This window comes from Mesorhizobium sp. ES1-1, assembly GCF_020164785.1.
In the GTDB taxonomy this organism is placed as follows: domain Bacteria; phylum Pseudomonadota; class Alphaproteobacteria; order Rhizobiales; family Rhizobiaceae; genus Mesorhizobium.
Map to the genome: position 1 here is coordinate 370,525 of NZ_JAIUGX010000003.1, position 26,950 is coordinate 397,474.

23 protein-coding genes and 1 tRNA gene are annotated in these 26,950 nt (G+C 61.9%); 16 read left to right on the forward strand and 8 right to left on the reverse strand.

Annotated elements, in window-relative coordinates; genetic code table 11:
* Positions 1–6: 6 nt before the first annotated feature.
* From LB513_RS07080 to LB513_RS07090, 3 genes are all read left to right on the forward strand, one after another.
* Complete coding sequence (locus tag LB513_RS07080; RefSeq protein ID WP_224662747.1) at positions 7–891, forward strand: F0F1 ATP synthase subunit gamma; 885 nt, start codon at positions 7–9, stop codon at positions 889–891.
* A gap of 70 nt (positions 892–961) precedes the next feature.
* Positions 962–2,518, forward strand: coding sequence for a F0F1 ATP synthase subunit beta (gene atpD / locus LB513_RS07085; protein ID WP_224662748.1), 1,557 nt, complete (start codon positions 962–964; stop codon positions 2,516–2,518).
* A gap of 116 nt (positions 2,519–2,634) precedes the next feature.
* Positions 2,635–3,042, forward strand: a complete 408-nt coding sequence (locus tag LB513_RS07090) for a F0F1 ATP synthase subunit epsilon (RefSeq protein ID WP_224662749.1) — start codon at positions 2,635–2,637, stop codon at positions 3,040–3,042.
* Positions 3,043–3,094: 52 nt separating this feature from the next.
* Here the strand turns inward: LB513_RS07090 and LB513_RS07095 are convergent, their stop codons facing one another.
* The gene (locus LB513_RS07095) at positions 3,095–4,564 is read right to left on the reverse strand and encodes a mannitol dehydrogenase family protein (protein WP_224662750.1); all 1,470 of its coding nucleotides are present in this window, start codon (positions 4,562–4,564) and stop codon (positions 3,095–3,097) included.
* 178 nt (positions 4,565–4,742) lie between these two features.
* On the opposite strand from LB513_RS07095, the gene uxaC reads away from it, so the two are divergent.
* The gene (gene uxaC, locus LB513_RS07100; RefSeq protein ID WP_224662751.1) at positions 4,743–6,152 is read left to right on the forward strand and encodes a glucuronate isomerase; all 1,410 of its coding nucleotides are present in this window, start codon (positions 4,743–4,745) and stop codon (positions 6,150–6,152) included.
* Between the two features lie 62 nt (positions 6,153–6,214).
* Complete coding sequence (locus tag LB513_RS07105) at positions 6,215–6,553, forward strand: cupin domain-containing protein (protein ID WP_224662752.1); 339 nt, start codon at positions 6,215–6,217, stop codon at positions 6,551–6,553.
* 22 nt (positions 6,554–6,575) lie between these two features.
* Here the strand turns inward: LB513_RS07105 and LB513_RS07110 are convergent, their stop codons facing one another.
* Positions 6,576–7,997, reverse strand: a complete 1,422-nt coding sequence (locus LB513_RS07110; RefSeq protein ID WP_224662753.1) for a coniferyl aldehyde dehydrogenase — start codon at positions 7,995–7,997, stop codon at positions 6,576–6,578.
* Positions 7,998–8,061: 64 nt separating this feature from the next.
* Here LB513_RS07110 and LB513_RS07115 point away from each other — a divergent pair, with 64 nt between their 5' ends.
* Entirely contained in the window at positions 8,062–8,568 is a 507-nt protein-coding gene (locus LB513_RS07115; protein WP_224662754.1) for a hypothetical protein, read from the forward strand.
* 210 nt (positions 8,569–8,778) lie between these two features.
* A complete protein-coding gene (recQ, locus tag LB513_RS07120) occupies positions 8,779–10,617 on the forward strand; it encodes a DNA helicase RecQ (RefSeq protein ID WP_224662755.1) in 1,839 nt (612 codons plus the stop codon).
* 31 nt (positions 10,618–10,648) lie between these two features.
* On the opposite strand, the gene LB513_RS07125 is transcribed toward recQ, so the two are convergent.
* The 3 genes from LB513_RS07125 to LB513_RS07135 form a co-directional block, all read right to left on the reverse strand.
* Complete coding sequence (locus LB513_RS07125) at positions 10,649–11,446, reverse strand: EAL domain-containing protein (protein WP_224662756.1); 798 nt, start codon at positions 11,444–11,446, stop codon at positions 10,649–10,651.
* Positions 11,447–11,611: 165 nt separating this feature from the next.
* Complete coding sequence (locus LB513_RS07130; protein ID WP_224662757.1) at positions 11,612–13,600, reverse strand: ice-binding family protein; 1,989 nt, start codon at positions 13,598–13,600, stop codon at positions 11,612–11,614.
* A 284-nt stretch (positions 13,601–13,884) separates the two neighbouring features.
* Positions 13,885–14,409, reverse strand: coding sequence for a L,D-transpeptidase (locus LB513_RS07135; protein ID WP_224662758.1), 525 nt, complete (start codon positions 14,407–14,409; stop codon positions 13,885–13,887).
* 329 nt (positions 14,410–14,738) lie between these two features.
* Here LB513_RS07135 and LB513_RS07140 point away from each other — a divergent pair, with 329 nt between their 5' ends.
* Positions 14,739–16,634: a GGDEF domain-containing protein gene (locus LB513_RS07140; RefSeq protein WP_224662759.1), complete on the forward strand. Its 1,896-nt coding sequence runs from the start codon at positions 14,739–14,741 to the stop codon at positions 16,632–16,634.
* A gap of 394 nt (positions 16,635–17,028) precedes the next feature.
* Here the strand turns inward: LB513_RS07140 and LB513_RS07145 are convergent, their stop codons facing one another.
* The gene (locus tag LB513_RS07145) at positions 17,029–17,121 is read right to left on the reverse strand and encodes a putative RiPP precursor (protein WP_224662760.1); all 93 of its coding nucleotides are present in this window, start codon (positions 17,119–17,121) and stop codon (positions 17,029–17,031) included.
* Between the two features lie 448 nt (positions 17,122–17,569).
* Between LB513_RS07145 and LB513_RS07150 the strand changes: the two genes are divergently transcribed.
* Entirely contained in the window at positions 17,570–18,454 is an 885-nt protein-coding gene (locus tag LB513_RS07150) for a hypothetical protein (RefSeq protein ID WP_224662761.1), read from the forward strand.
* A 686-nt stretch (positions 18,455–19,140) separates the two neighbouring features.
* On the forward strand, positions 19,141–19,377 hold the full coding sequence (locus tag LB513_RS07155) for a hypothetical protein (protein ID WP_224662762.1): 237 nt from the start codon (positions 19,141–19,143) through the stop codon (positions 19,375–19,377).
* A 1,195-nt stretch (positions 19,378–20,572) separates the two neighbouring features.
* Here the strand turns inward: LB513_RS07155 and LB513_RS07160 are convergent.
* Positions 20,573–20,662, reverse strand: a tRNA-Ser gene (locus LB513_RS07160).
* Positions 20,663–21,029: 367 nt separating this feature from the next.
* Between LB513_RS07160 and LB513_RS07165 the strand changes: the two genes are divergently transcribed.
* The 3 genes from LB513_RS07165 (at position 21,030) to LB513_RS07175 (ending at position 22,764) form a co-directional block, all read left to right on the forward strand.
* Positions 21,030–21,671 (forward strand): 50S ribosomal protein L21, encoded by a 642-nt coding sequence (locus tag LB513_RS07165; RefSeq protein WP_224662763.1) that lies wholly within the window; start codon positions 21,030–21,032, stop codon positions 21,669–21,671.
* 98 nt (positions 21,672–21,769) lie between these two features.
* Positions 21,770–22,039 carry a 50S ribosomal protein L27 gene (gene rpmA / locus LB513_RS07170; protein ID WP_013529063.1) on the forward strand — a complete coding sequence of 90 codons (270 nt, stop codon included), beginning with the start codon at positions 21,770–21,772 and terminating at the stop codon, positions 22,037–22,039.
* Positions 22,040–22,176: 137 nt separating this feature from the next.
* A complete protein-coding gene (locus LB513_RS07175) occupies positions 22,177–22,764 on the forward strand; it encodes a GNAT family N-acetyltransferase (protein ID WP_224662764.1) in 588 nt (195 codons plus the stop codon).
* A gap of 137 nt (positions 22,765–22,901) precedes the next feature.
* On the opposite strand, the gene LB513_RS07180 is transcribed toward LB513_RS07175, so the two are convergent.
* The gene (locus LB513_RS07180) at positions 22,902–23,771 is read right to left on the reverse strand and encodes an endonuclease/exonuclease/phosphatase family protein (protein WP_224662765.1); all 870 of its coding nucleotides are present in this window, start codon (positions 23,769–23,771) and stop codon (positions 22,902–22,904) included.
* Between the two features lie 312 nt (positions 23,772–24,083).
* On the opposite strand from LB513_RS07180, the gene LB513_RS07185 reads away from it, so the two are divergent.
* From LB513_RS07185 to proB, 3 genes are all read left to right on the forward strand, one after another.
* On the forward strand, positions 24,084–24,704 hold the full coding sequence (locus LB513_RS07185) for a rhomboid family intramembrane serine protease (RefSeq protein ID WP_224662766.1): 621 nt from the start codon (positions 24,084–24,086) through the stop codon (positions 24,702–24,704).
* Positions 24,705–24,776: 72 nt separating this feature from the next.
* Entirely contained in the window at positions 24,777–25,808 is a 1,032-nt protein-coding gene (obgE, locus tag LB513_RS07190) for a GTPase ObgE (protein ID WP_224662767.1), read from the forward strand.
* 4 nt (positions 25,809–25,812) lie between these two features.
* Positions 25,813–26,949 (forward strand): glutamate 5-kinase, encoded by a 1,137-nt coding sequence (gene proB, locus LB513_RS07195; RefSeq protein WP_224662768.1) that lies wholly within the window; start codon positions 25,813–25,815, stop codon positions 26,947–26,949.
* Position 26,950 lies beyond the last annotated feature (1 nt).

The following is a 26,950-nucleotide window of genomic DNA, read 5'->3' on the forward strand; positions in this document are numbered from 1 at the left end:
TGAAGCATGCCTTCATTAAAAGACCTTCGTAACCGTATCGCCTCGGTCAAGGCGACGCAGAAGATCACCAAGGCGATGCAGATGGTCGCCGCGGCGAAGCTGCGCCGTGCGCAGGAGGCCGCGGAAGCGGCGCGCCCCTATTCGGAGCGCATGGGGTCCGTTCTGGCCAACATCACCCAGGCGATCGGCGGCGGTGGCGATGCTCCGGCGTTGATGACCGGCACCGGCAAGGACAAAGTCCATCTGCTCGTCGTCTGCACGGCCGAGCGCGGTCTTTGCGGCGGCTTCAACTCGCAGATCGCCCGGCTTGCCCGCGATCATATTCGCAAGCTGCTGGCCGACGGCAAGCAGGTCAAGATCATCTGCGTCGGAAAGAAGGGTTTCGACATACTGCGCCGCGACTACGCATCGCTGATCATCGACCGCGTCGACCTGCGTGAGGTCAAGACGCTCGGTTTCGCCAATGCCGACGCTATCGCCCGCAAGGTCATCGCCCTGTTCAACGAGGGCGGCTTCGACATCTGCACGCTGTTCTATTCCCAGTTCAGGTCGGTGATCAGCCAGATCCCGACGGCTCAGCAGATCATTCCTGCCGGCATCGCTTCGGCGCCGGCAGAGGCAGTCGCCGGTGGCAGTGCCGTCTATGAATATGAGCCTGAGCCGGGCGAAATCCTTTCCGACCTCATTCCGCGCAACATCTCGGTACAGGTTTTCCGGGCGCTGCTCGAGAACGCGGCCGGCGAGATGGGCGCCAAGATGAGCGCCATGGACAATGCGACGCGCAATGCCGGCGAGATGATCAACAAGCTGTCGATCACCTACAACCGCCAGCGGCAGGCGCAGATCACCAAGGAACTGATCGAAATCATTTCGGGCGCCGAGGCGCTCTAGCGCGGTTCCAGAGGCCGCAGGCCTTCAACCGGACGCGTGACAAACAGAGAGACGAAAAAGGGTAAAGAGGATGGCGAAAGCAGCGACTCCCAAGGCGGCGGTTCCCGTACAGGCAGCGGCACCGGCAAAGGCTCCGGCAGCACCACGGAAGAAGGCGGTGGTTCCGATGAGTGCGTCGGCAAACAGCCCGGTGCTGGCGGCCGCGGCGACCGGTGTCACCGGCAAGGTCCGCCAGGTCATCGGCGCCGTTGTCGACGTGCAGTTCGGCGATCACCTGCCGGCGATCCTGAACGCGCTCGAAACCACGAATGTCGGCAACCGGCTGGTGCTCGAAGTCGCCCAGCATCTGGGTGAAAACACCGTCCGCTGCATCGCCATGGACTCGACCGAAGGTCTGGTGCGCGGCCAGGAAGTGCGCGACACCGGCGCGCCGATCACCGTGCCGGTCGGCCCGGGCATGCTCGGCCGCATCATCAACGTCATCGGCGAGCCGGTCGACGAAGAAGGCCCGGTCGACGCGATCGAAATGCGTTCCATCCACCAGCCGGCTCCGACCTATGTCGAGCAGTCGACGGAAGCCCAGATCCTGATCACCGGCATCAAGGTGCTGGACCTGCTGGCGCCCTACGCCAAGGGCGGCAAGATCGGCCTGTTCGGCGGCGCCGGCGTCGGCAAGACGGTGCTGATCCAAGAACTGATCAACAACATCGCCAAGGCGCATGGCGGCTATTCGGTGTTCGCCGGCGTCGGCGAGCGCACCCGCGAAGGCAATGATCTCTATCACGAGTTCATCGAATCCGGCGTCAACAAGAAGGGTGGCGGCGAAGGCTCCAAGGCGGCCCTCGTCTATGGCCAGATGAACGAGCCGCCGGGCGCGCGCGCCCGCGTTGGCCTGACCGGCCTGACGGTCGCCGAGTATTTCCGCGACCAGGGCCAGGACGTGCTGTTCTTCGTCGACAACATCTTCCGCTTCACGCAGGCCGGCTCGGAAGTGTCCGCGCTTCTCGGCCGTATCCCGTCGGCCGTGGGCTATCAGCCGACGCTCGCCACTGACATGGGCGCGCTGCAGGAACGCATCACCACCACCACCAAGGGCTCGATCACCTCGGTGCAGGCCATCTACGTGCCCGCCGACGATTTGACCGACCCGGCGCCGGCAACCTCCTTCGCTCACCTTGACGCCACGACGACGCTGAATCGCGCCATCGCCGAGAAGGGCATCTATCCGGCCGTCGATCCGCTGGATTCGACCTCGCGCATGCTCGACCCTCTGGTCGTCGGCGACGAGCACTATGCCGTCGCCCGCCAGGTGCAGTCGATCCTCCAGCGCTACAAGTCGCTGCAGGACATCATCGCCATCCTGGGCATGGACGAGCTGTCGGAAGAGGACAAGCAGACGGTGGCCCGCGCCCGCAAGATCGAGCGCTTCCTGTCGCAGCCCTTCTTCGTCGCCGAAGTGTTCACCGGCGCGCCTGGCAAGCTGGTCGACCTTGCCGATACCATCAAGGGCTTCAAAGGCCTCTGCAACGGTGACTACGATCACCTGCCGGAAGCTGCCTTCTACATGGTCGGCGGCATCGAGGAAGCGGTCGAGAAGGCACAGCGCCTGGCGGCTGAAGCGGCCTAAGCTGGTGAATGGTCAATAGTGAATGGTGAATAGGGAGTAGCGGACGGGAAATTGGCGATGGGTAAGGGCATTTCAGGCCATTCACCATTCACCATTCACCATTTGCTAGGTTGATCATGGCTGAAGCTTTCAAATTCGAACTGGTCTCGCCTGAGCGGCTCCTGGTTTCCGAGCAGGTTGAATCGGTCGTCATTCCGGGCGCCGAGGGCGAGATGACGGTCATGGCAAACCATGCGCCGGTCATGACCACGATCAAGCCGGGCGTGGTCAGCTTGAAGACCGTGTCCGGGCAGGAAGAACGCTATGTGGTGTTCGGCGGCTTCGCCGACATCGTTCCGTCCGGCTGCACGCTGCTGGCCGAGTCCGCGGTTGCCGTGAAGGATGTCGACCGCGCGGATCTCGCCCGCCGCATCCAGGCAGCAAAGGAAGATGCCGCGGATGCCAAGGACGACCAGTCCCGCAGCAAGGCGGAACAGTTCCTTAGCCAGCTCACGACGCTCGAGGGCGCCATCCTGCCGGCGTAAAATTCGCCTGCGGATGACTTGATTAAAAGCGGGGCCTTGCCTCGCTTTTTTGTTAAGTGCCCATTGCAGAGAAGGCAGCCGCCGGTCCGCCACGGCGCAACCGTTCGAGATGCCTGGCCGTGAGCTCCATCAAACTTTCGCCCTCCGGCTTTCCCTTGGCGAAGCCAGCCAGATCAAAAATCGAGGCGACGGTCTCGGTAGAAGAGAGCTGCCTCGTGGCGGTTTCGCCAAGCGCTGCATCGAGCGGATCGGTGAAATGGCCATCCGGCAAAGTCTTGCCGCGCTCCTCGCAGGCGGCGATCCAGGCGGCCACCACCAGCGACAGATGATCCGGCCGGTCGCCGCCTTCAAGCCGCTCAAGGGCTGAAGCAATGATGCGTTGCGGCAGCTTCTGGCTGCCGTCATTGGCGATCTGGGCCGTTCGGTGGGCGAGCGCGGTGTTCGAGAAGCGCTGGGCGAGTTCCGCCGTGTAGCTCGCCGTGTCGAGCCCCGCATCGCTCGGCAGCGTCGGGATCGCCTCGGCCCAGAGCGCGTCGACAAATTGCCGGATCGCCGGATCTGCAAAAGCGCGGTCGACCGTCGGATGACCGCTGAGCAGGCCGAGATAGGCGATGGCCGAATGGGCGCCGTTGAGCAATCGAAGCTTCATGTCTTCATAGGGCCGTACATCCGCGACCATGGTGACGCCGAATTGTTCCCAGGCTGGGCGGCCGCCTGGAAAATGATCTTCGATCACCCATTGGCTGAACGGTTCGGTCATCACCGGCCAGGCATCCGCCACACCGAGCTGGCGGGCAACACGCGCGCGGTCGTCGTCGGTGGTGGCCGGCACGATGCGGTCGACCATGCTCGATGGGAAGGCCACTTCGTCGGCGATGTGTCGGGCGAGCCTGGCATCCCGCAACGCGGCGAATTCAACGATCAGGCGGTGCAGCGTGGCGCCGTTGGCCGGGAGATTGTCGCAGCAAAGCACAGTGAAGGGCGCTATCCCGGCTGCCCGGCGCCGGGCGAGCGCCTCGGTCAGAAAACCATGCGCCGTCTTCGGCAATTCCGGTCTTGCCAGATCGGCAACGACATCGGGGTGGGCGGTGTCGAGGCCGCCGCCCGCAGCCCGCAGATAGGCCTTTTCGGTGATCGTCAGCGTGACGATGCGAGTGCGCGCGTCGGTCAAGGCCGCCAGCACCTCGCCCGGGTCTTCCGGCGCCACGAGCATGGAGCCGATCGAGCCGATGATGCGGAGCTTTTCCGCGCCGCTGCTGCGGATGGCCAGCGTGTAGAGCCCGTCCTGTGGCGCCAGCGCGTCGCGCGTGTCGGGGCTGCGCAAGGAGACGCCGACGATGCCCCAGCCTGTCTCGCCTGCCGACAGGCAGTCGTCGACATAGGCGGCCTGGTGAGCCCGGTGAAAGGCGCCAACGCCCAGATGCACGATGCCCGGCGCGACCTTGGCGCGATCATATCCGGGGATTTCGACCGGCTGTGGCAGCTGTTGCAGCGTCGCATTGGACAAAGCGGTTCTGGTCATCACATCACAGGGGCTGAGAGGTTTGCACGGCGTGGCACCGAGATGTCCCGGCGGGGCGGATGACAAGCGGCGTAACACCTGTTTCCGCCTGCCGCAAGGATGCCCGTTTCGGGAGCTAGTTTGACATCGCCTTCGCCCGAACTTACGGATTGTCCAACCTGGAAGGAGCCGCAGTCCCATGCATGCGCTGACCAATCCGGACCTGCTCTTTCCGCCCGAGGCCAATTCGCGCGCGCTTGCGCGTGACCTCTACGCCCGAGTGAAAGACCTGCCTATCGTCAGCCCGCACGGTCACACCGATCCACGCTGGTATGCGCTGAACGAGCCGTTCCCCGATCCGGCGCAATTGCTCATTGTCCCGGACCACTACATATTGCGCATGCTGTTCAGCCAGGGCGTCCGGCTCGAGGATCTCGGCATCGTCGGCCTCGATGGTTCGCCCGTCGAGATGGATGGCAGGGCGATCTGGCGGCGCTTTGCCGAGAACTATTTTCTCTTTCGCGGCACGCCGACACGACTGTGGCTCGACCACGTGCTGGCCCATCTCTTCGGCATCGAGGAGCCGCTGAACGCCGCGACGGCCGACCGCCATTACGATACGATCGCGACCCTGCTGCAGTCGGACAATTTCCGGCCGCGCGCGCTCTTCGAGCGCTTCAACATCGAGGTGATCGCGACGACGGAAGGAGCGCTGGACAATCTCGAATGGCACGGGATGATCCGGGACAGCGGCTGGCGGGGCAGGGTCGTCACCGCCTACCGGCCGGACGCGGTGGTCGATCCGGATTTCGAGGGATTTTCAGCCAATCTGGACAGGCTGGGCGAGATCACCGGAAGCGATACCGGCCGATGGGCCGGCTATCTCGACGCGCATCGCCAACGCCGCGCCTTCTTCAAGTGCTTTGGCGCGACCTCGTCCGATCACGGGCATCCGACGGCTGAAACGGCCAATCTCTCGGATGCGGCGGCGGAGGAACTGTTCAACCGCATACGGCAGGGCTCTGTCGACGAGCGCGAGAAGCGCTTGTTCCGCGCCCAGATGCTGACCGAGATGGCCAAGATGAGCAGGGATGACGGGCTGGTCATGCAGATCCATCCTGGCTCCTTCCGCAATCATTCGCCCGCCATCCTGCGCGGATTTGGCCGAGACAAGGGTTTTGATATCCCGACACGCACCGACTATGTGACGGCGCTGAAACCGCTGCTCGATTGCGTCGGGCTGGAACGTGACCTGACCATCATCCTCTTCACGCTCGACGAAAGCAGTTACGCGCGCGAACTGGCGCCCCTGGCCGGCGTCTATCCGGCGCTGAAGCTCGGGCCGGCCTGGTGGTTCCACGATAGTCCGGAAGGCATGCGGCGGTATCGAGAGAAGACCACCGAGACCGCGGGCTTCTACAACACTGTCGGCTTCAATGACGATACCCGGGCCTTTCCCTCGATTCCTGCCCGCCACGATGTGGCACGACGGGTCGATTGCGCTTTCCTGGCTAGGCTCGTTGCGGAGCACAGGCTGCGCGAAGACGAGGCGCATGAGTTGGCCGGCGAATTGGCCTATACGCTGGCCAAGAAAGCCTATCGGCTGTGACGCATGCCGCATGCCTGGGTTATGCGATCCGTGCCCAAGGGCACCCGAAACGTGGAGCCATTATGACTGAATCCAAAGTTTTCGCGCATGCCGGCGAGGGTGAATGGACGGCGACGCCGGACGGTAACCGCCGCCGCGTGCTCCTGCACACCGAGGAGCTGATGCTGGTCGAGTTCGGCTTCGACGAGGGAGGGGTTGGCGCCCTGCACTCGCATCCGCATGTCCAGGCAAGCTATGTTGCCGAAGGACGCTTCGAGGTGACCATCGACGGCCGGACCGAAATCCTCGATGCCGGCAGCAGCTTCATCGTGCCGTCCGGCCTTGTGCATGGCGTCAGGGCATTGAAGGCTGGGCGGCTGGTCGACAGTTTCACGCCGCACCGCGCCGATTTCCTCGGGTAGCGCACGCAGGCGATCCCAATGCTCAAGTGATGCGCCGCAGCAGGCTGAAGACGCGCTCGAACGTCTTGCCGTAGGGCGGGCGCAGAAGGCCTCCGGCACTCAGCCGGGATTGGAGGAAAACCGGCTTTTCCTTGCTGAAGGTGCGGAAGCCCCATTCGCCGTGATAGGCGCCCATGCCGCTGGCGCCGACGCCGCCAAAAGGCTGGTTCTCCTGCACCAGATGCAGCATGCAATCGTTTATGGTGACGCCGCCGGCGACGGTCTCCTGCAGGATGCGGCGGCGGTTGCCGGGGTCGCGGCCGAACCAGTAGAGCGCCAGTGGCCGGTCCGACCGGTTCACATGGCCGATCGCCTCGTCGACCGTGGCATATTCGACAATGGGCAGCACCGGGCCGAAAATCTCCTCGCGCATCAACCGAAGGGTCGGGTCGGCATTCCTGACCAGGGTCGGAAACATCTTGCGGCTGGTGGCGCCAAGCGTCTCCCCGGCAGGGTTGATCTCGGTGATGTCCGCCCCAGCATCGCGGGCTTCCGCGATCATGTCGCGCAGACGTTCAAGGTGGCGATCGCTGATGATGGCGGTGTAATCGGGATTGTCGCGCAGGCTTGGATAAAGCCGCCCGATCGCTGCTGCCAGCTTGGCGGCGAGAATTCCAGCCTGCCCCTTCGGCACCAGGAGATAGTCCGGCGCGATGCAGGTCTGGCCGGCGTTGAGCAGCTTGCCATAGGCGATGCTGGAAGCGGCCTGGTCGAGGTCGCAGGATGGATCGAGGATCGCGGGCGACTTACCGCCGAGTTCCAGCGTGACCGGGGTCAAATTGGCGGCAGCGGCAATCGCGACCTGGCGCCCCACCGCCGTGGAGCCGGTGAACAGCAGGTGGTCGAAAGGCATCGACACGAATTCCTTCCCAACCTCGGCATCGCCGGTGATGACGCTGAGTTCGTCCGGGGCGAAATGCTCGCTAGCCAGACGCGCCAGCAGAGCCGAAAAGGCGGGAGTCAGTTCGGATGGTTTGACCAGCACGCGATTGCCGGCGGCGAGGGCCGCGGTCATAGGCGCGACAGCAAGCTGGAACGGGTAATTCCACGGCGAGACGATGCCGACCACGCCGAGCGGCTGCGGCATAAGGCGATTGCGGCCCGGTAGGAACGGCATGGCGGTCGCGACGCGGCGTTCCCGCATCCAGCCCCTCAGGTGGGAAAGTGCATGATGGATGCCGGCGCGCACGACAAACAGTTCGGCAAGGCGCGTCTCATGGGTCGATCGGCCGCCAAAGTCGGCGTCAACAGCCGCGGAGATGTCGCCTTCGTGCCGCTCGGTGAGCGCCAGAAGGCGTTTCAGGCGGTCCTTTCGGACGCCGATCTCGGGAAAGGGCTGCGCCGCGAATGCGGCGCGCTGCTGCTGGAACCGATCGGCCAGTGCATTCTGTCTCACCTGCAGCATCGAGCTCCTCCTGTCCTGCCTGGCCAAGTCTATAGCGCGGGGCGAAGGAATCCAGCGACAGATCTTGCGCAATCCCTGGTTGAATGCTGGAATGCCGGGGGAGCAGGGCTTCGAACAGGGGGGTGGAATGAACGGTAAGCTTCACATGCAGGCGGTTGCCGGCATTTTCATTGTATTCGGCGTGCTTGGCGTCCTGGCCCAGGTGACCCTGCTGGCCCTTCGACAGCCGCCCAATGTCGTGAACGGAATCGCCAGCGTGGCCTATATTATCGGCGCCTACTACTTCCTGAAAGGGTCATGGCCGGCGAAGATATTCCTTACGGCCATGGCTGCTCTTTCCACGCTGCTGGCAGGCGCCATTGGAATTCTCAGGCTGGCAGACCGCTCGGTGCCGATGGGGCTGGTTACCCTGCTGATGGCGGCGGCCATCGCATACTGCCTATATGCCTTGCTGTTGTCCAAGACCCTTAAAGAAGAATTCGGTCGCCGGTCGGAAAGGGCACGGGCGGACAAGGCCAAGATGGCTCAGCGCTACTATGACGAACTGGAGCAAGCGAGCAGCGGCGAGTGATGCCGTTGGCTGGCCGCCCCATTCCATTGACCTGCCAGGCGGCCGTGAGCCGGATGCCATCCGCGCGTCGGCACATGGCGACCCAGAAAGGGCCGTTGTGATCGCCTGAGGGCTGGGCTACTCCAAGGGTTCACCCCCGGAGAGTCGCTTGACCGGTTTACCCATCCGCCCTGATCCTCGCCAACTCGCTTGCCGCCCGGTATCTGCCTGATGCCGGTTCAGGCAGCGAGCATGCGGGCGGACGATCCCAAGCGGCGTGTGCTGAAGGACGTGTTCGGCTTCGACAATTTCCGTCCCGGCCAGTCCGATGTCATCGAGACGCTGCTGGCCGGGCGCCATGTCCTGGCAGTCATGCCGACAGGCGCGGGCAAATCGCTCTGCTACCAGGTGCCGGCGCTGGTCCTGGGCGGATTGACAATCGTCGTTTCGCCGCTGGTGGCGCTGATGCAGGATCAGGTCGCCGCCCTGCGCCTTGCCGGCGTTGCCGCCGACACGATCAATTCCTCGATCGACCGCGAGGCGAACGTCGCCGCGTGGCGGCGTGTCGCCTTGGGGCAGACGCGTCTGCTTTACCTCGCGCCGGAGCGGCTCATGACCGAGCGGATGCTCGAAGCGCTGGCCAGGCTCGATGTCAGCCTGATCGCCGTCGACGAGGCGCATTGCATCTCCCAGTGGGGACCGGCATTCCGGTGCGAATATGAAGATCTGTCGCGGCTGCGCGACATCTTTCCGGGGGTTCCGATCATCGCGCTGACGGCAACCGCCGACGAGGGCACGCGCAAGGACATCGAAGCCAGGCTGTTCGCCGAGCGCGTCGAAACGCTGGTGCTGGGGTTCGACCGGCCGAACATCAAGCTTGGCATCGCGGCCAAGCAGGACAGCAAGCGCCAGCTGCTGGACTTCATCGAGCGTCACGCGGGCCGCAGCGGCATCGTCTATTGTCTGTCGCGCAAGAAGACGGAGGAGATCGCGGCGTTCCTCGAAAAGAACGGCGTGACCGCGCTCGCCTATCACGCCGGCATGAGCAAGGAGGCGCGGGACGCGAACCAAAACGCTTTTATGACCCTGTCCGGCGTCGTCATGGTGGCGACCATCGCCTTCGGCATGGGCATCGACAAACCTGATGTGGCCTATGTGTTCCACACGGATATGCCTGGCAGTCTGGAGGCGTATTACCAGGAGATCGGCCGTGCCGGCCGCGACGGGCGGGAGGCCGAGGCGCATATGCTGTTCGGACTCGGCGATATCCGCATGCGCCGGCTGTTCATCGACGACGAGGATGCTTCGGCCGAGCATAAGAGGCGTTCGCATGGCCGGCTCGACACGCTGATCGGCTATTGCGAGACGGCGCAATGCCGCCGCCAGGTGCTGCTTGGCTATTTCGGCGAGGAGGCAGCACCGTGCGGCAATTGCGACAACTGTCTCGACCAGGCGCCGCGTGCCGATGGCGGCGCGCAAGCGCGGCTCATCCTGGCGGCGATGGCCCAGAGCGGGCAACGTTTCGGCGCCGGCCATGTCATCGACATCCTGGTCGGCCATGAGACCGAGAAGATCCTGGCGCGCGGCCATCAGAAGCTCGCCTGCTTCGGGTCCGGCGTGGCGCACAAGAAGGACTTTTGGCAATCCCTGATCCGCCAACTCGTCGCGAACGGGTTTGTCGAGCCGGATCCCGGCGGCCATGGCGGCCTCGCCATCTCGGAAAAGGGTCATGCGCTCGGCCGAGACGAAGCCTCGTTCCATTACCGTGTCGAGGCGCGCGGCCGGGCCTTGCGCAAGATGCGCGGCCAGGAGGCTCTCGCAGGCGCCGAGGGATTGGACGCTTCGCTGTTGGCCGTCCTTAAGGCATTGCGCCTGCGTTTCGCCAAGGAGCGACAGGTGCCGGCCTATGTGGTGTTCTCAGATCGGACGCTGATCGACATGGCCGAGCGCCGCCCCAGCGACATCGACGCCTTTGCCGAAGTCAATGGCGTGGGCGCGGCCAAGCTAAAGGAGTTCGGCCCAGCATTCCTCGCTGCGATCTCCGCCCACCGAGCCGATGGGTCGGTCTGAAGCGCGCTAAATCCGCGATGGTACGGGTGGCTCAGGCCGCGGTTGGAGGGCGCAGGCGGCCTTGAAAGGCGCCGGCGCAGGACGCCCAGGGTTGGGAAATCGAGATGCTCGGCAAGCGCTCGACTTCGGGTTTGGCGAAATAATAGCCCTGGCCGAGGAATATGCCCGCGGCCTTGATGATCTCAAGCTCGGCCTGCGTTTCGATCCCCTCGGCGAGCAAGGCGATGTCGAGTTCGCGCGCCAGCGTAGCCAGGCTGGCGATGATCGCCTGCTTGGCCGCCGAAGTGGCAATTCCGCGCACCAGCGCCATGTCGATCTTGATAATATCGGGCTGCAGCATGGCCAGGAGGCTGAGGCCTGCATAGCCCGCGCCAAAATCGTCGATTGCGGTGACGAAACCCATGTTCTTGTAGGCAGCGATGATGTTTTCGAGATGTTTCGGATCGCCGATCCGTTCGTCCTCGGTGAATTCGAACATCAGGCGCTTGGGATCGAAACCCGAGCGCTTCGCGGCGCCGAGAGAAGCCCGAATGCAGGCTTTCGGTTCATAGACCGCATTGGGCATGAAGTTGATCGAGAGGCGGCTGCCATCGCCGGGGAAAAGCCGTCCAGCCAATTCTATGGCCTTGACCCGGCAGGCTTGGTCGAACTTGTAGCGATTGTCCTTGGTGACCTGGGAAAGGACTTGGCCGGCAGACGCGCCATCGGTGCCGCGCACCAGCGCTTCGTATCCCCAGACCACGCCTTCACGCAGGTTCACGATCGGCTGGAAAGCCATCGTAAAGGCGAAGTCGAGGTCCTCTCCCCCATGACATCCTTGGCACGCCATCCGCAGGCTCTCCGTTGATCCTTTGGTATGCCATCGATGTGAATCCCGAATTAACACGCCAGTCGGGAGCCCGAGCAAATATGCACGTCGGACGCGCGTGGGCGGAGTCTGCGTTGAGCCGCTGATTTTGACGAGTTGACCGAAAGGTTCCCGGCTTCCTCGGTATCACCAACCGTAGCTGAGCCGTGCGGTCGCGGCATAGGATTTCCATGTGCTGGCGAACCTGCTGTCGAGCAGTCCCGAGACGGCAAACCCGCCTTTCAGCTTGATTTCGGCCCCGGCCGACAACAGCAAGGCGTCGGACCCATATTCGACCCCTGCCACTGTAAAGCTAGAGCCCGGCAGGCCCTGGAAACTCGCCTGCATGTCGGAATTCTGGCCGGTGTCATGCGCCCAGGCTATGCGGCCGCGCAGCGTCAGCACGGTGGCGTCCTGCAGGGCGATGACGTGGTCGACTTTCGCTCCCAGTTCCGTATGCACTGATGTCGTCGTGTTCGCATCATAGTTGAGCGCAAAGGGCGAGGTCCCGGAATCGCTTGGCTCGGAATAGGAAGGCGTATGGAACGATTGCACCTGGAGCGCGGCATAGGGTGTGAGGCCTGTCGCGCCTGAAAGGATCGTCGTCTCGGGTATGCTGAACCTGTAACCGGCTTCGACCCTGCCGGCGACGTCATAGGCGGAGAACGACGAGGAAAGATGGTCGCCGCCGTCGAATGTCAGCGTCCGATCCGTCTTCACGTCGTAATGGCCGAACGACAGCGCTCCGGCGAGATAGGCCGCGTCGAGATTGGTCCGACCATAGATCGCGGCCTGGGTGACATTGCTGCGACCGTCGCCCAGTCCGTCGGCGAGATCGAAATTGGAGCGGCCGCCGGAGAGCGCAAAGCCGACGCGGGTGTCGGGCGTTATCCTGTAGTCGAGGCCTGCCGATACCCCCGCCGAATCCATGGTCAAGTCATGGGTGCCATCGGTGAACGAGCCGTCGGCCGTGGTCCGGTCACCATAAGCGGCAACCCATGCGTTCCAGCGGCGCGGATCAGGCGACGATGTGCGATCGAACGCGGTCAGGCCGGGGACGGATCCTGTTGTTTGCGCTTCATCCGGTCCATATCCGAGCGTCTTGACGGTCGCGGGCGCGTTCGGGCCTGGCGCCTGGTCCGGCACGGGCTCGCTCTGTGGAGCGTATTGGCCTTCGCTGCCGTCGTTGAGCTCGCTGAAGACCTGCGACAGGAACGAGGTGGTCGCCTGCATGCCGGCTGGCGCCACTGAGGTTCCGATCTCGCCCGACAATTGCGATAGGGCGTCGTCCAGTTCGGTCGGCGACAGGAAGGCTATAAGGTTCTGGAACTCCGCAGGCAGGACGCCGCCGCCCGAGACGTAGCTGTCGATCGCCGAGCCCACGGAATTCTGGTTGCCTCCGGTTCCGGCCGTGATGGTATCGAGGACGTCGCCGATGGTGGCCTGGTCCAGAACGCAGATCGAGATGGTGTTGGTGTCGAGCGTCACCGCACCGTTGCGCGCCAGCGCGGCACCGCAGTTGATGTTCGCGCCGTTGTTCAGGGTGATGCTGGTCAAAGCAAGAATCTGGCCGGCGAATTCCGTGTCGGTGCCCAGGGTCGCCGAACTGCCGACGATGAAATAAACGTTGCCGCCCTGTGCGGCATTGATGAGGTTGATCTGCGAAGCGGATGCGGTGGTCAGTGTCGAGCCGATGACAAAGACGAAGCGCGAATTCGGGTTGCCTTGCGCGTCGAGCGTCAATTGCCCGGTCAGCTGGGCGGAATCGTCGAATTTGTAGACGCCCGACGTCAGGGTCAGGCCGCCGAGGTTGGTGCTGGTCAAATTGTTGGAAGGCGGTTGACCGTTAAGCGTCGTAAATTGGGTCGTGAGGTCGCTCTGCGCCTGCTCCACCACGCCGCCACTGGTGTAGATGACGCCGTCGACGACCAGGCCGGGAGGGAAGCCGGTGATGGCGTTGCCGGGGCTTACCCCGACATTGCCGGTGATTACCGAGGCGCCGGTGTTGGTGACGGTCGACCCTGCCAGGACACCGAAGCTCGCCAGGTCATCGGCGGCGGCGGCCCGGTGCGCGCCGGCCATCAGCGCGAGCGGCGCCGCCAAGGCGATCGAGAGGTTTTTTGCGAATGTGTGCATCTTTGGTCTCCAAGCCGACGCGACAGTCGCTCTTGGAGTGTTAACAATTGGTTAAATTCTAAATCTTATCCCTTAAAACCAAGAACTCGCCAACAATATTTAAACAATATTTCTGCTGAAATCATTGGATAATCTGGTGTTTTTGCGGTCTTATCCGGATGATTTATTTTTTATCGGCTCATTTTTTATTTCCTCAATGTCGGTAGTATTTGGCCGACCGCCGATTTTTTGAATGTGTGAATTGCCGGGATTCGGCTCCGCAAGGCTTTACGCCGACTCCAAAATTATCGGGTGACAAGGACGGGTGAGCCCACGGAAACCCGTGAGTAGAGGTCAACTATGTCGCTATTATACATTCTGATGCAGCCATAGGACACGAAGCCGCCAATGGAATTGGGGACATTGGTGCCGTGGATGGCGTATTCGCCCCCCGCCAGGGTCAATGCAGCCTCCCCCATCGGGTTTTCCGGTGCGCCGCTGGCGATAAGCTTCGGGAGTCCAGGCTTGTCTCGCCTGACCGCGTCAGGCGGCGCCCAGTTTGGCCGGATGTATTTGCCATCTATGACCGTTGACCCCGTCCACTGCCGGCCAACTCGGCCCACCCCAACCTTGTACCGCAGCGCGGCACCGAAGCCGAGCACAAGGTAAAGCCTCCTCTCCCCGGTGCGCACAACGATTGTCCCCGGTGCGATGGCGGCGCTGAAGCCGACGATCTTGCCGTCCGCCCATGACGGGGCCACCGACTGCGCAAGGAAAATGGCGATGACAATGCCGGCGGTTCGCCAATCAGGTCGGAGTTTCGCGCGCATCGGAGGACTCCCTTGGCGAGGGAGGCAGCCATTCTGGCTCCGTGCCGAAGGTCAGCTAAGCGCCGTCACCTCAACAACGAGGCCGAAATGTCCTTAAACTTGTAATCAAGCGGCCGATCCCTGGACCCATTCCAACTTCCAGCGGTCACCATTTGCCGGAAAGGATCGGACCGATTGGTCGAGCAATCGACACGATCGTTTGAGCATTGCAGAAACCATTATTAAAAGCCCGCCGAGGGCTTTACGCCTACTATTCCGCTTGCTTAGTTGGCGGTTACGTCGACGCCCCGGACTCCGGCGAACCGCCTCGAGCGCATCGGTTGATTGCCATGCTTCATCTGCAGAAGAATATTCTGGAATTGATTGCCAAGGGCGACAACCTCGAAGCCACGATGAACAGGCTTTGCCTCGAGATTGAAGTGCTTCTGCCCGGTGTGCTCTGCACAATACTGCAGGTCCAGCGCAACGGGCTGTTGCACCCTCTCGCCGCTCCAAGCTTTCCCGGCGCATTCTCGCACGAGTTTGACGGTGTGATGATCGGGCCGAATGTCGGCTCATGCGGCAGTTCGGCATATCTTGGGGTTCCGGTCATAGTGCGCGACATCGAAACCGATCCGCGATGGTCCGACTTCAAGCACCTGCCATTGTCACTTGGGCTCAAGGCGTGCTGGTCGACGCCGATCCGGGGTGCGCTGGGCGACGTGATGGGCACCTTTGCCTTTTATTTCAAGGAAAGGCGCGGCCCAAATCCGCGCGAGGAAGATGTCGTCGGCGCATGCACTTATCTGTGCGCCATTGCGCTGGAACGCCATGACCGGGTGATGGAGCGTGATCGCAAAGCCTATGTGGACGCGCTGACGGACCTGCCGAACCGCGCCAGCTTCAACGCCGCGATGGAGCAGATCTCCTGCGTCGAGCCCGGATCATGGGCCTTGCTCATGATCGATCTCGACAATCTCAAGACCGTCAACGATACGTTCGGCCATCATACAGGTGATGTGCTTCTTCAAACCGTGGCCTGGCGAATTGGCGTGGCGGTAGCGCCTGACCGTGTTTTTCGCATGGGCGGCGACGAGTTCGCCGTCATCGTCAGGGAGACCGCCGGTGTCGCTTGCCTGGAACAGACGGCGAAATCTGTTCTCGAGGCGATTGCGCCTGAGGCCGATTGCGGCGGGCACATCATCATACCTCGGGCGACGATAGGTGGCGCGCTCCTGTCCGGCGACGATACCGATCCCGACGATGTCCACCAGCATGCGGATTTCGCCCTGTATCATGCCAAGGAGACCAAGCGGGGCGGCTTCGCTCTCTATAGAGAGGACATCGGCACCGCGATCACCCATCGCATCGAGAGCATTCGCGACGTCGAGACAGCGTTGCGCGACGACAGGATCGATGCCTTTTACCAACCCATCGTGCGGCTCGACACACGCGAGATCGTGGGGCTGGAAGCGTTATGCCGGTTGAGGCGGCCCGATGGCGAGATCCTGCCGGCAGCGGCATTCATGGAGGCGACCGCCGACGCGCATATCGCCGCGCGCCTGACCGACCGCATGCTGGCCATGGTCGCCGCAGACGTTCGTGGCTGGCTTGAGCAGGGCATACCCTTCCAACATGTCGGGGTGAACATTTCCTCGGCGGATTTCCATAGCGGTCGCCTCTACGACCGCATCGAGGCGGCCTTCAGCCGCGAGAACGTACCGTTGCGACACGTCATCGTCGAGGTCACCGAATCGGTGTATCTCGGTCGCAATGATCCGGCGGTGGCGCAGGGGATCAGGGCATTGCGGGACCGCGGGCTGCGGGTGGCGCTCGACGATTTCGGAACCGGCTTCGCATCGCTCACGCATCTGCTGACCGTGCCCGTCGACATCATCAAGATCGACAAGACTTTTGTCGACCACCTGACGCCCGGGGACCCGAGCGTCGCGATCGTCGAAGGCCTGTTCGGGATCGCAGCCAAGCTCGGCATCCAGGTGGTCGCCGAAGGCATAGAGCGTGAAGACCAGGCCGCCCAACTCACCGCCTTTGGCTACCGTCTCGGGCAAGGGTACCTGTTCTCGCAGGCCGTCTCGCGCCAGATAACGACAGGGCTGCTGGCCAGCTTCGCCCAGAAGCCCGGTGGCCGCAGCGACGACGGGGTGTTCGGAATTTCCAAGCCAGTGCAACACCAGCCCGCAAGCCCGGTTCTTCCCACCGGCACGAATGGCGGCGACTCGCGGTGAAGCCGGCCGGCAACGGCTGAGGGAAGGGAAGCGAAGACCTTGAAACCAATCATGCGGCGGCTCGTTGACCCTGTGCCGGGTTGATCCCTGGCACTTCTGTCAACTCGCCCGCCTCCCCAAAAGGCGGGCTTTTTTTGGCACTTTCGCGGGGGCGACCCGCAATGGCGTGAAAGCCCCACCTCCGCCTAGCTTTCGCGGGATCGCCCTTCAGCAGCCAATCAGGATAACGTGAACGGGCCGATGTGTGTTGCGCAAAAGGGAAGCCCGGGCACCTTTCGGCAGGGGGCTTGGATGAGCGGTGGGTTTCGGATCGGAGCCTCGGCGGGAACAAAGGCAAATGCTTACACCTGGCCACAGCCGGCGTTGCACTGTCTTCGCTCGATGGAGACTTCGATTACTCGACCGTTGTGGAGGGGCCAATCTGGGCGGCGACTGCTGACAGTCTATCGCGCTTGAGCAGCGTTGGCTTCTCGTAGGTCTTCTTCATGGAACGTGTCCTCTCTTTTACCTCTGCTTGAGGATGCTGCCGCCCGCCCACCTTGTCAAGTTGATCAAAGCGCCTGTCGGAGCTCGGATCAGGCCACCAGCCTGTCAATCAGCCTCCCCATAAACCGATCGCCGCAGCCTCGAGCTTATCGGCATTTGATGTTTCGAGGCTGAGCTTGGCAGATCGATCCGATGCCAGCGCGTTACTGCCGTGAAGAGTTGCAGGCCTGAGATACCAGCGGGGAAAACCGGCAGGTGAGCCCTGGACCGCGCTCAAGGTGCCGGTGATGCATCACAACCATTATAGCCGAACGCGATCGAGCCACGGTGAGCCAACAGGGGCGGACCGTGGAGGTCGCCCGCTGGCGCGATCTGTTGATCATCACAGCACGACGAGCAGGCCGATACCGGCGCACCGATTCACGCTGGGATCACGACGAGTACCGCAAATGGCGCAACTGGAAGGAGTCACCCCAGTGAGGAGACGGCAACCCGCCGATCATTGGGCCTTCTGGGCCTTTGACGAGAAAATTCCCGGACGGAGTACGACAGATGGAAAATATGCAGATGCAAGTTGGCAGCAAAACATCCGTGAGCTGGAAGAATGGAATCACGGATATTCGCCGCAGCGCCAGTCTAAGCGAGGTTGGATCGGAGGTGGGTCACACATCTCCTTCGTGCCGGCGAAATCATCCAGGATCGTGAGAGTCATGGCGTCCTCTTGCCTCTCGTCGCTATTGCCATTCGGTATACTGGTGGTTGATGGGAATGGCCGCGTGATCCACATGAACGAGGCTGCGGAAGCCTTGGTCTCACGGCAGCATACGCCATTGAGGCTGAAGGATGGACATATCCAAGCGGCCAACCAGCCAGATACGCACCGTATTCAACGCCTGATCGCAACTGCTTGTTCGTCGGAGAACGGCGCGACGCCGGAGATAGGCGGCTCACTCTTGATGCTCGCCCACGGCAAAACAGCGGCCACCGGACTCGCCGTATCGATCGCTCCGCTTGCCGATTCTCGCTTGTTCGAGGGCGGCCACCAACGGCGCGCGGCGATCATGACGAATGAAGTCGCTCCGCGAAATTTGGAGGATTTCGAGACAGGCCTTCGTGAACTTTTCGGACTCACGAGAGCCGAGGCTAAACTCGCTATCAGCCTGGCATGCGGCCTTTCCCTGAAGGACTCAACCAAGAGTACAAATCTCACAGTGAAGACGGGCCGAAGCTATCTCGAGCGAATATTCGCCAAGACCGGTACGCGACAGCAAAGCGAGCTGGTAGCGGTGCTGAAAACCGTGCAGCCCCTCAGTGGCCGCACGTCCTGTCCTTAAGGCGTCGCTAGGGAACAAAGTGTAGCTCTTATGAAATTAATCATATCCAGAGGCGCGGTGACGAATGACAGCTAGAACCAAATTCATGATTTATTACTCGCTGGGTGTAGTCCCATTCGTCACGCTTCTGGCCGTCTTCGGGTTGATGCAATATCAGTTTGTGAGGATAGTTTTCCCAGCAATTTATTCAGGCATAGGCATCACACTGTTCAAACGTTATTCCTAAGCCCTACTGACATGTTGGCGGGTTCGGTTCGGTCGATAAGGGTGATGGAACGGGTTTCTACCTCTTCATAGCCATAATGATCATGGGGACCATCATTTGGTTTTGTTCACGTGAGCGGATAAGAAAGAAATGGGCGAGGATCGAAGGCGTAGTAGTCAAGTGGGCCGAGATCAATTCTGAAGTTGATTGTGGAAAGTGACTGTTTCGTATGGTTACAACGGAGCGGCGGATCAGATTAAGGCAAAAAATTGGTTCTTCGTTAGCACTATTGTTTTAGCTGGTGAAAAAATTCTCATTCTGGTTGATCCGAAGACCCAAACCGTTGCACGTTGTATTATTAGGACGCCTATCCGAATGCTCGAGAAGATTTCCTCCATGGTACTCTTCACAGCCCTATTTGCGGTAGGCGTCTTGGCGGCAATTTGGGTCTATCGGCTGACTGTGGTATTTTGAGAGCCAAATGATTGAATTTTCCCAATCTTACCCATGGGCAATTCCGCTTCTGGTGGTTACGTTCGTATTGCTTGTATTCGGCAGCGGCGCATGGCTCGTTTGGTATCAGAGTAAACGGTTGTGGCCCTCAAACCGTGGTCTTTCCATTGTATTGGCCATTATCGGTTTCGGCATAGCGGGTGTAGGCGCATGGGCCGTCGTTGTGATATCGGCGGTGTTTAAGATTTCCTTCTATGGCTACTAAGGGGGAGGCGGCCGTATGATTGGGATGCTTGGCATGTTGCTATTCGATATCTTGTCTCTGATCGTTGGCTTGATAGGTACGATGCTCATTATCACCAGCCACCATTCCTTGTGGTATCTCCTGTTGGTGTTCGCCTTCGCAATTGCTGGCACTATTGTCCGAAACCACATCAGACCAACCAAGCAGTCCGGAGCCATCGGAGCTAATCACAATGGCCACTTCGCCGACTAAAGTAACCCTTATTGGCGCAATACTGGCTTTTGGCCATTTTACGGGTTCGGCTGAAGCGTCATCCGTGCAAACCACTGGCCTATGCGTTCAACCCATTCCAGAGTTCAGAATTGTGTCCGGTGGAATCGACGTTACAAGGCGGATTTTTACAGACAAACAAATCACTAGGCTGTGCAAATGCGTATGGGACAAGTTTCCGGCCGGTGGTTGGGAAAGAGAGGCTTCAGCCAAAGTCAGATCCGGCCAACCTCCCGGTCCCCGCAGTGGCGAATTCGATCAACGCTTATCAAAAGCTTTTCAACGGTGCGGCATTCCCAAACTTTGACGCACGGGACAGGGGCATGCCAGCTAATGCCACCAAGTTGGCTTGGCGTCCGAAAGCACTGGTTTGGTTGCGTTGTTCAGTAGCCTTTTTATCATCGGCTTTCTATACTAGCGTCTGCGATTGAAATCGGAGCCACCGGACCAGTGCTATCCATTCTATAAACCCGACTTCTCTCCGGTGACTGCGGGCGGTATTCAACAGCACTTCGTGCAGGATCCGGGTTGTCCGGTAGCGGTGCTCGGAACCGTGCAGCCCTCAGTGGCCGCACGTCCTCGATATAAGACGGCGTTGTACACTCACCATTCCTTCCAGCCCCGACAATCGCCATTTAAAGACGCGCGTGAAGGCTGCTTCGGCGGAATGCCGGACCTGGTGCCCGGGCGCGGCTTGGTACCAAACCGACAATAGCGACCTTGAGCCAACGTAAGCCTGGAGAAGGTGATCGAGGCAGTGGGCGCCGATGGTCAGGGGGAATATGCCGGGAGATTGCTCAGTCGATATTGTGACTTCGACCGAGCGATACGGTGGTAAGGGCCGCGGCAGCTGGTTAAATGCACGAAACCATAATGGGGAACAAAGTCGGAAAAGAATTCCGACTTGCAGATTCGACTGCGATTTCAATTTCTTGCTTGGAAGGTATGGCGGAGAGGGAGGGATTCGAACCCCCGATGGGCTTGCACCCATGCCGCATTTCGAGTGCGGTGCATTCGACCACTCTGCCACCTCTCCGCGGTCATGGTCGGCCGTTGCCGGCGCGGCGCACTAGATAACGGCTGATCGGGCCGGTTACAAGGCCAATCCGCCAGTTATTTGGCTTGCCCGAGACGGGCTGGGATTGGGGCCGGGCCTCGCGGCCAAGCCCCCTGCACGGCTCAGGCGAGTTCGGCCGCCATGCCGATCTTACGCCCTCTCGCTGCTGCCGGCCTTTGAATGGCTGTTTGCCTTGACTCGCCTGGAACCTTCGGTTAGGGACAGCGCGCAATCGGCGTGGAGGGTTTCTTCCACGCCGCTTGTTTTTCGAACCCGCAGACTGACAAAAAGACGGCCGAACCGCTTGCGCGGTTCACGAGGCCGACCGAACAGCGAAAGGCAAAAAATGTTCGCAGTCATCAAAACGGGCGGCAAGCAGTATCGCGTTGCCGCCAACGATCTCCTGAAGATCGAAAAAGTCGAAGGCAATGTCGGCGATATCGTCGAGATCGGCCACGTACTCGCGCATGGCGAGGGCGACAATGTCACGTTCGGCGCGCCGTTCGTCGATGGTGCCCTGGTTACCGCCGAAGTCGTCGAGCAGGGCAAGAATCGCACGGTCATCGCTTTCAAAAAGCGCCGCCGCCAGAATTCGCGCCGCAAGATCGGCCATCGCCAGCTTCTAACCACCGTGCGGATCTCCGAGATCCTGCTCGAGGGCGCCAGGCCGACGAAGGCAGCAGGGGCCAAGGCGCCGAGAAAGGCAGCCAAGGCGGAAGCCGCCCCTGAAGCAACGATGTCAGCGGAAGCGGCGCCGGCGGCAGCGCCTCTGTTCAAGGCGCCCAAGGGCGAGCCGGACGATCTCGCCGTGATCGTCGGCATCGGCGAGGTCGCGGCAAAGGACCTGAACGAGCAGGGCATCACGACCTTCGCCCAGCTTGCCAAGCTGACCGACAAGGATGTCGCCAAGATCGACGCCAACATGCCGTTCAGCACCGACCAGATCAATGACTGGCGCGAACAGGCCAAGGAACTGGCCAAGAAGTAGGCGACCGGCGCGAAACTGCGCCGTATCGGACTTGAAACGGAACGCGAACGCGTTCATAAGACCATTCAAGCGCCTTGCGGCGCATCGGAGTTAGTTAGATGGCACACAAGAAAGCTGGCGGCTCGTCGCGCAACGGTCGCGACTCGCATTCCAAGCGTCTGGGCGTGAAGAAATTCGGCGGCGAAGCCGTCATCCCAGGCAACATCATCATTCGTCAACGCGGCACCACGTGGCATCCCGGCGTCAATGTCGGCATGGGCACGGATCATACGCTTTTCGCGCTCGAGACCGGCGCCGTGACTTTCAATAAAAAAGCCAATGGCCGAACCTACGTATCGGTCAACCCGATTGCCAAAGCCGCGGAGTAGCCGGTTCCGCACTAAAACACCGGCGCCCATCTCGGGAACCGGTGTCTGGCCAAACCAGTGAATGGATCGGGTCAGGAAAAGGATCAGGGGAGATGGGTTTCCATCTCCCCTTTTTCTTGTGCCTGGAGGATTGCCACATGGTTGCCGAAGCCGAAGACACGGACGACGATAGTTACGCAATAGATTGCCCGGTGCTGGTCACCGAGCGGCTGGTGATGCGGGCGCCGCATGAAGGCGATATCGCTCAACTGGTCGAGCTTGCCGACAATCGCCATGTCGCCGAAATGCTGGCCCGCATGCCGCATCCCTATGGCGAGGCCGAGGCGCGCAGCTTCCTGGCCATGACGCGGTCCCGTCGTGCCGGCATCGCCTATGCCCTGACACTGGCCGGCACCGACATTTTCGTCGGCTGCGCCGGTTTGAACACCACCGATCGCGGGCTCGAACTCGGCTACTGGATCGGCGAGCCCCACTGGAAGCGCGGCTATGCGACGGAAGCGGCGCATGCACTGGTCGACCTCGCCTTCCAGAGGACGTCGATCCAGGTGTTGCACGCCTCTACGCGGGTCATCAATCCGGCCTCGCGCCGCGTGATCCACAAATGCGGCTTCCAGTATGCCGGACAGGGCATGCTGAACTCGATCGTCGCCGGCCAGGTGCCGGTCGAGCGCTATCGGCTCGACCGCAAGACGTGGACCAGCCTGCGCAATTGGGTTCATTTTTGATGGATGCCTGGGAGGACGTATGCCGCCCCGTCACCCGGATTGCCAGCCGAATTGCGAAGAACAATTCGGGGCAATCCGACCTCTCCCCGTGGGGAGAGGGGACCTCTTGGCCCGTGGATGGTTCGTGACTTAGGAGTTCAGCCCAGCTCGACCCAGACCGGCAGATGGTCCGAGCCGTCCGCTTGCCGGTCGACCCAAAGGCGCTTCAGCGATCCGGCCAGCGATGCACTGGTAAAGACATAGTCGATGCGCTTGTGGCGGCTGGCATTGGCGGGGTCCTGGGGATCGACCCAGCTGACGAGATCGTCGCCGGTGGCGTTCAGGCGCATGGCGGCGTCGACGGCGAGGTCGGCGGTCAGCGGCATGCCGAATTCATGGTCGGGCAGGCCGGCGAATTCCACATATTCGGGCGAGCCGGCCAGCATGTTGAAATCGCCCATGGCGACAAAGGCTTCGGGGTGCGGCACTTCCGGCAGGCCGATCTCGGCGACGCCGGAGAGAGCGCCGCCTTCGAGCGCATAGTCCAGCAGGCGCCGGCGCAGGAAGCGGATCTGCCTGGCGCGTTCGACCGGGCTTCGATGGTCGAGATGAACGGAATAGAAGCGGATGAAGCCAAGCGGCGTCTCGATCAGCGCTTCCAGCGCGCCGCGCTGGAAGTTCATCGCTTCGAAGCTGCGGCTGCGCGGCAGCAGAAGGTTGCGCGACAGATGAATGGGGGTCTTGGACAGCACCATGTTGCCAAGCTGGAAGGTCGTGGTGATGGCGCGCCCGTTCTCGATGCGCGAGCCCATATTGGCCTCGAAATTGCTGCCATAGACGGCGAAATAGTCGGGCAGGGCTTCGCCGATCTCGGCGACCATGTCGCGCCCGCCATTCCTGGGATTGTTGCGGGTGACCTCCTGCAGCGCGATCACGTCGGCGCCGCGCACGGCGTCGGCTATGCGCCGGATATTGTATTGCCCGTCGAGGCCAACGCCGTACTGGATGTTGTAGGTTACAAGCTTCATCTCGACATGCTTCCGGCCGGCTCCGCGCCGCCAATGTCACGAGCGCCTTGCCCTTCGCCGCCGTTGTCTAGAGCAAGGTCCTTTGTTGGCCAACCCACCAAGCGCACCGGCGGCATCTTGTCCGCCCGAGATTGTCGATGCCATCGACAAGTTTGCGCGATGCAACAACGTGTAGCATTTATCGTATTGTCCTATATCGATGCACCGTCGGCGAAGTGCGTCAATGATGCGGAGTTCCCGGCAAGAAGCGCTTGACCTGCTTCAAGAAGAGGCTGATGCGCTTGGCGTCACGGTTTGTTTGACAGGGAATTCATGAAGTCCGGCTTTCACATCTCATGGCGCGGCATGTCGGCATTTCTGGCGGCCTTGACGATTGTGGTTTCCAGTTACGTCTTCTATTCCGCCAACCATTCCTTACTCGGCGCCGTCAACGTAGCTGCTCTAAGGGATTATGGCGGAACGACCATTCAGGACATGGCCGGATTTGAAGTCTGGCGCATCTTTACGGCGCAACTCATCCACGCCAAGCCACTCCATATGCTGTGGAACGCCATAGGCATCCTTTTGCTGGGCGGTCGGGTCGAAAGAGAAACGGGTGGTCGCTGGGTCTTCCTGCTTTGGCTTGTCGCCGGCGGACTCGCAACGATCGTCAGTCCTATCTTCATCGAGGCGCCGTGGAACGTTGGAACCGGCGCGTCGCAGGCGACTTTCGCCTTTGCCGGCTTTGCTTCGGTCCTCGCTTTCGCGAGGGCAGTCGATCGCGCCGCGGCGGCTTTCCTGATATGCCTCGTTGTTCTCCCCGGTGTCGGCCTGGATCTGATCTCGGACGGTTATTTGAAACCGGGCCACATTGCGGGCTTTCTCCTGGGAATCCTGGGCGGAGGGCTATATGTGAAACTGTCACGAGACCCGAGACCGTCCACCATGTCCTAGGTGCCTCGCCGATCCTCTTATCCGCCACGTAAACAACAGCTCCGTAAAGCCGTCAGCAGAAACTGCAAGCCCATGAAATTTCTCGATCAAGCCAAGGTCTATGTCCGCTCCGGTGACGGGGGCGCCGGTTCGGTGTCGTTCCGGCGCGAGAAGTTCATCGAATTCGGCGGGCCGGATGGCGGCGACGGCGGGCGCGGCGGCGATGTCTGGCTGGAGGCGGTCGACGGGCTGAACACGCTGATCGACTATCGTTACCAGCAGCATTTCAAGGCCAAGACCGGCGTCCATGGCATGGGCCGCAACATGACCGGCGCCAAGGGCGCCGACGTCACGCTTAAGGTGCCGGCGGGGACGCAAGTGTTCGAGGAAGACAATGAGACTCTGATCTGCGACCTGACCGTGGTCGGCCAGCGCTTCCTGCTTGCCAAGGGCGGCAATGGCGGCTTCGGCAACCAGCACTTCAAGACGTCGACCAACCAGGCGCCGCGCCGCGCCAATCCCGGCCTGCCGGGCGAAGAGATGAATATCTGGCTGAGGCTGAAGCTGATTGCCGATGCGGGGCTGGTCGGGCTGCCCAATGCCGGCAAGTCGACCTTCCTAGCCGCCGTCACCGCCGCCAAGCCGAAGATCGCCGACTATCCGTTCACGACGCTGCATCCAGGTCTGGGGGTTGCCCGCATCGACGCGCGCGAATTCGTCATCGCCGATATTCCGGGCCTGATCGAGGGCGCGCATGAGGGCGTGGGCATCGGCGACCGCTTTCTTGGCCATGTCGAGCGCACGCGCGTCCTGCTGCATCTGGTCTCGGCGCAGGAGGAGAATCCGGGCAAGGCTTACAAGACGGTTCGCGCCGAGCTTGAAGCCTATGGCAACGGCCTGACCGACAAGGTCGAGATCGTCGCGCTTTCCCAGATCGACACGCTCGATCCCGAGGCGCGCAAGAAAAAGGTCGCTTCGCTGAAGCGCGCCGCGGGCCGCGCGCCGATGCTGCTCTCGGCCGTCACCGGGGAGGGGGTCGAGGCGGTGCTGCGCGCCCTGATGAAGGTGATCGCCGAGGCGCGGGCGGAGGCGGTGCCCGTGGTCGACACTCGCTGGGAAAAGTGAGGCCATGCAGTCGCTCAAGAAATACCGGCGCATCACCGTCAAGATCGGCTCGGCGTTGCTGGTCGACCGCGCGAGCGGCCTGAAGCGCGATTGGCTGGCGTCGCTCGCCGACGACATTGCGGTGCTTGCGCAGGGCGGCGCCGAAATCCTCGTCGTGTCGTCCGGCGCCATCGCGCTTGGCCGCACCATCCTCGGCCTTGGAAAGCGGGCCTTGAAGCTCGAGGAAAGCCAGGCGGCGGCCGCGGTCGGGCAGATCGCGCTGGCTGGCGCCTGGTCGGACGCGTTGGGCAAGGGGGCGCTGAAATCGGGCCAGATCCTGCTGACGCTCGGCGATACGGAGGAGCGCCGGCGCTACCTCAACGCACGCGCGACGATCTCGACGCTGCTCAAGATGAAGGCGGTCCCGGTCATCAACGAGAACGATACGGTGGCCACCTCCGAGATCCGCTATGGCGACAATGATCGGCTGGCCGCGCGCGTGGCAACGATGATGGGCGCCGACCTCCTGGTGCTGCTCTCCGACATTGATGGGCTCTACACGGCGCCGCCGACTCAAGACCCCAAAGCCGAATTCATTCCGGTGGTCGACCGCATTACGCCAGATATCGAAGCGATGGCGGGGGCCGCGGCGTCCGAATTGTCGCGGGGCGGCATGCGTACGAAGCTCGATGCCGGCAAGATCGCCACCGCCGCCGGCACGGCGATGATCATCACCTCGGGCACGCGGCTTTCGCCGCTGCTGGCGATCGAACGGGGCGAGCGCGCTACCTTCTTCCGGCCAAGCGCCAATCCGGTCAAGGGCTACAAAACGTGGATCGCGGGCCAGCTCGAACCGGCCGGCCGGCTGACGGTCGATGCCGGTGCGATTGGTGCGCTCACCTCGGGCAAGTCGCTGCTGCCGGCCGGCGTCAAGCTGGTCAGCGGCAACTTCTCGCGCGGCGATACGGTGGCGATCCTGTCGCCCGAGGGCCGCGAGATCGCGCGCGGGCTGGTTGCCTATGATGCCGCCGATGCCGTAAGGATCGCGGGCCTGAAGACGGCCGAGATCGAAACCGTGCTCGGCTACGAGGCGCGTTCGGCGATGATCCACCGCGACGACCTGGTGGTGAGTCACGCTGGAGGCGACACAAGCGGAGGATGAG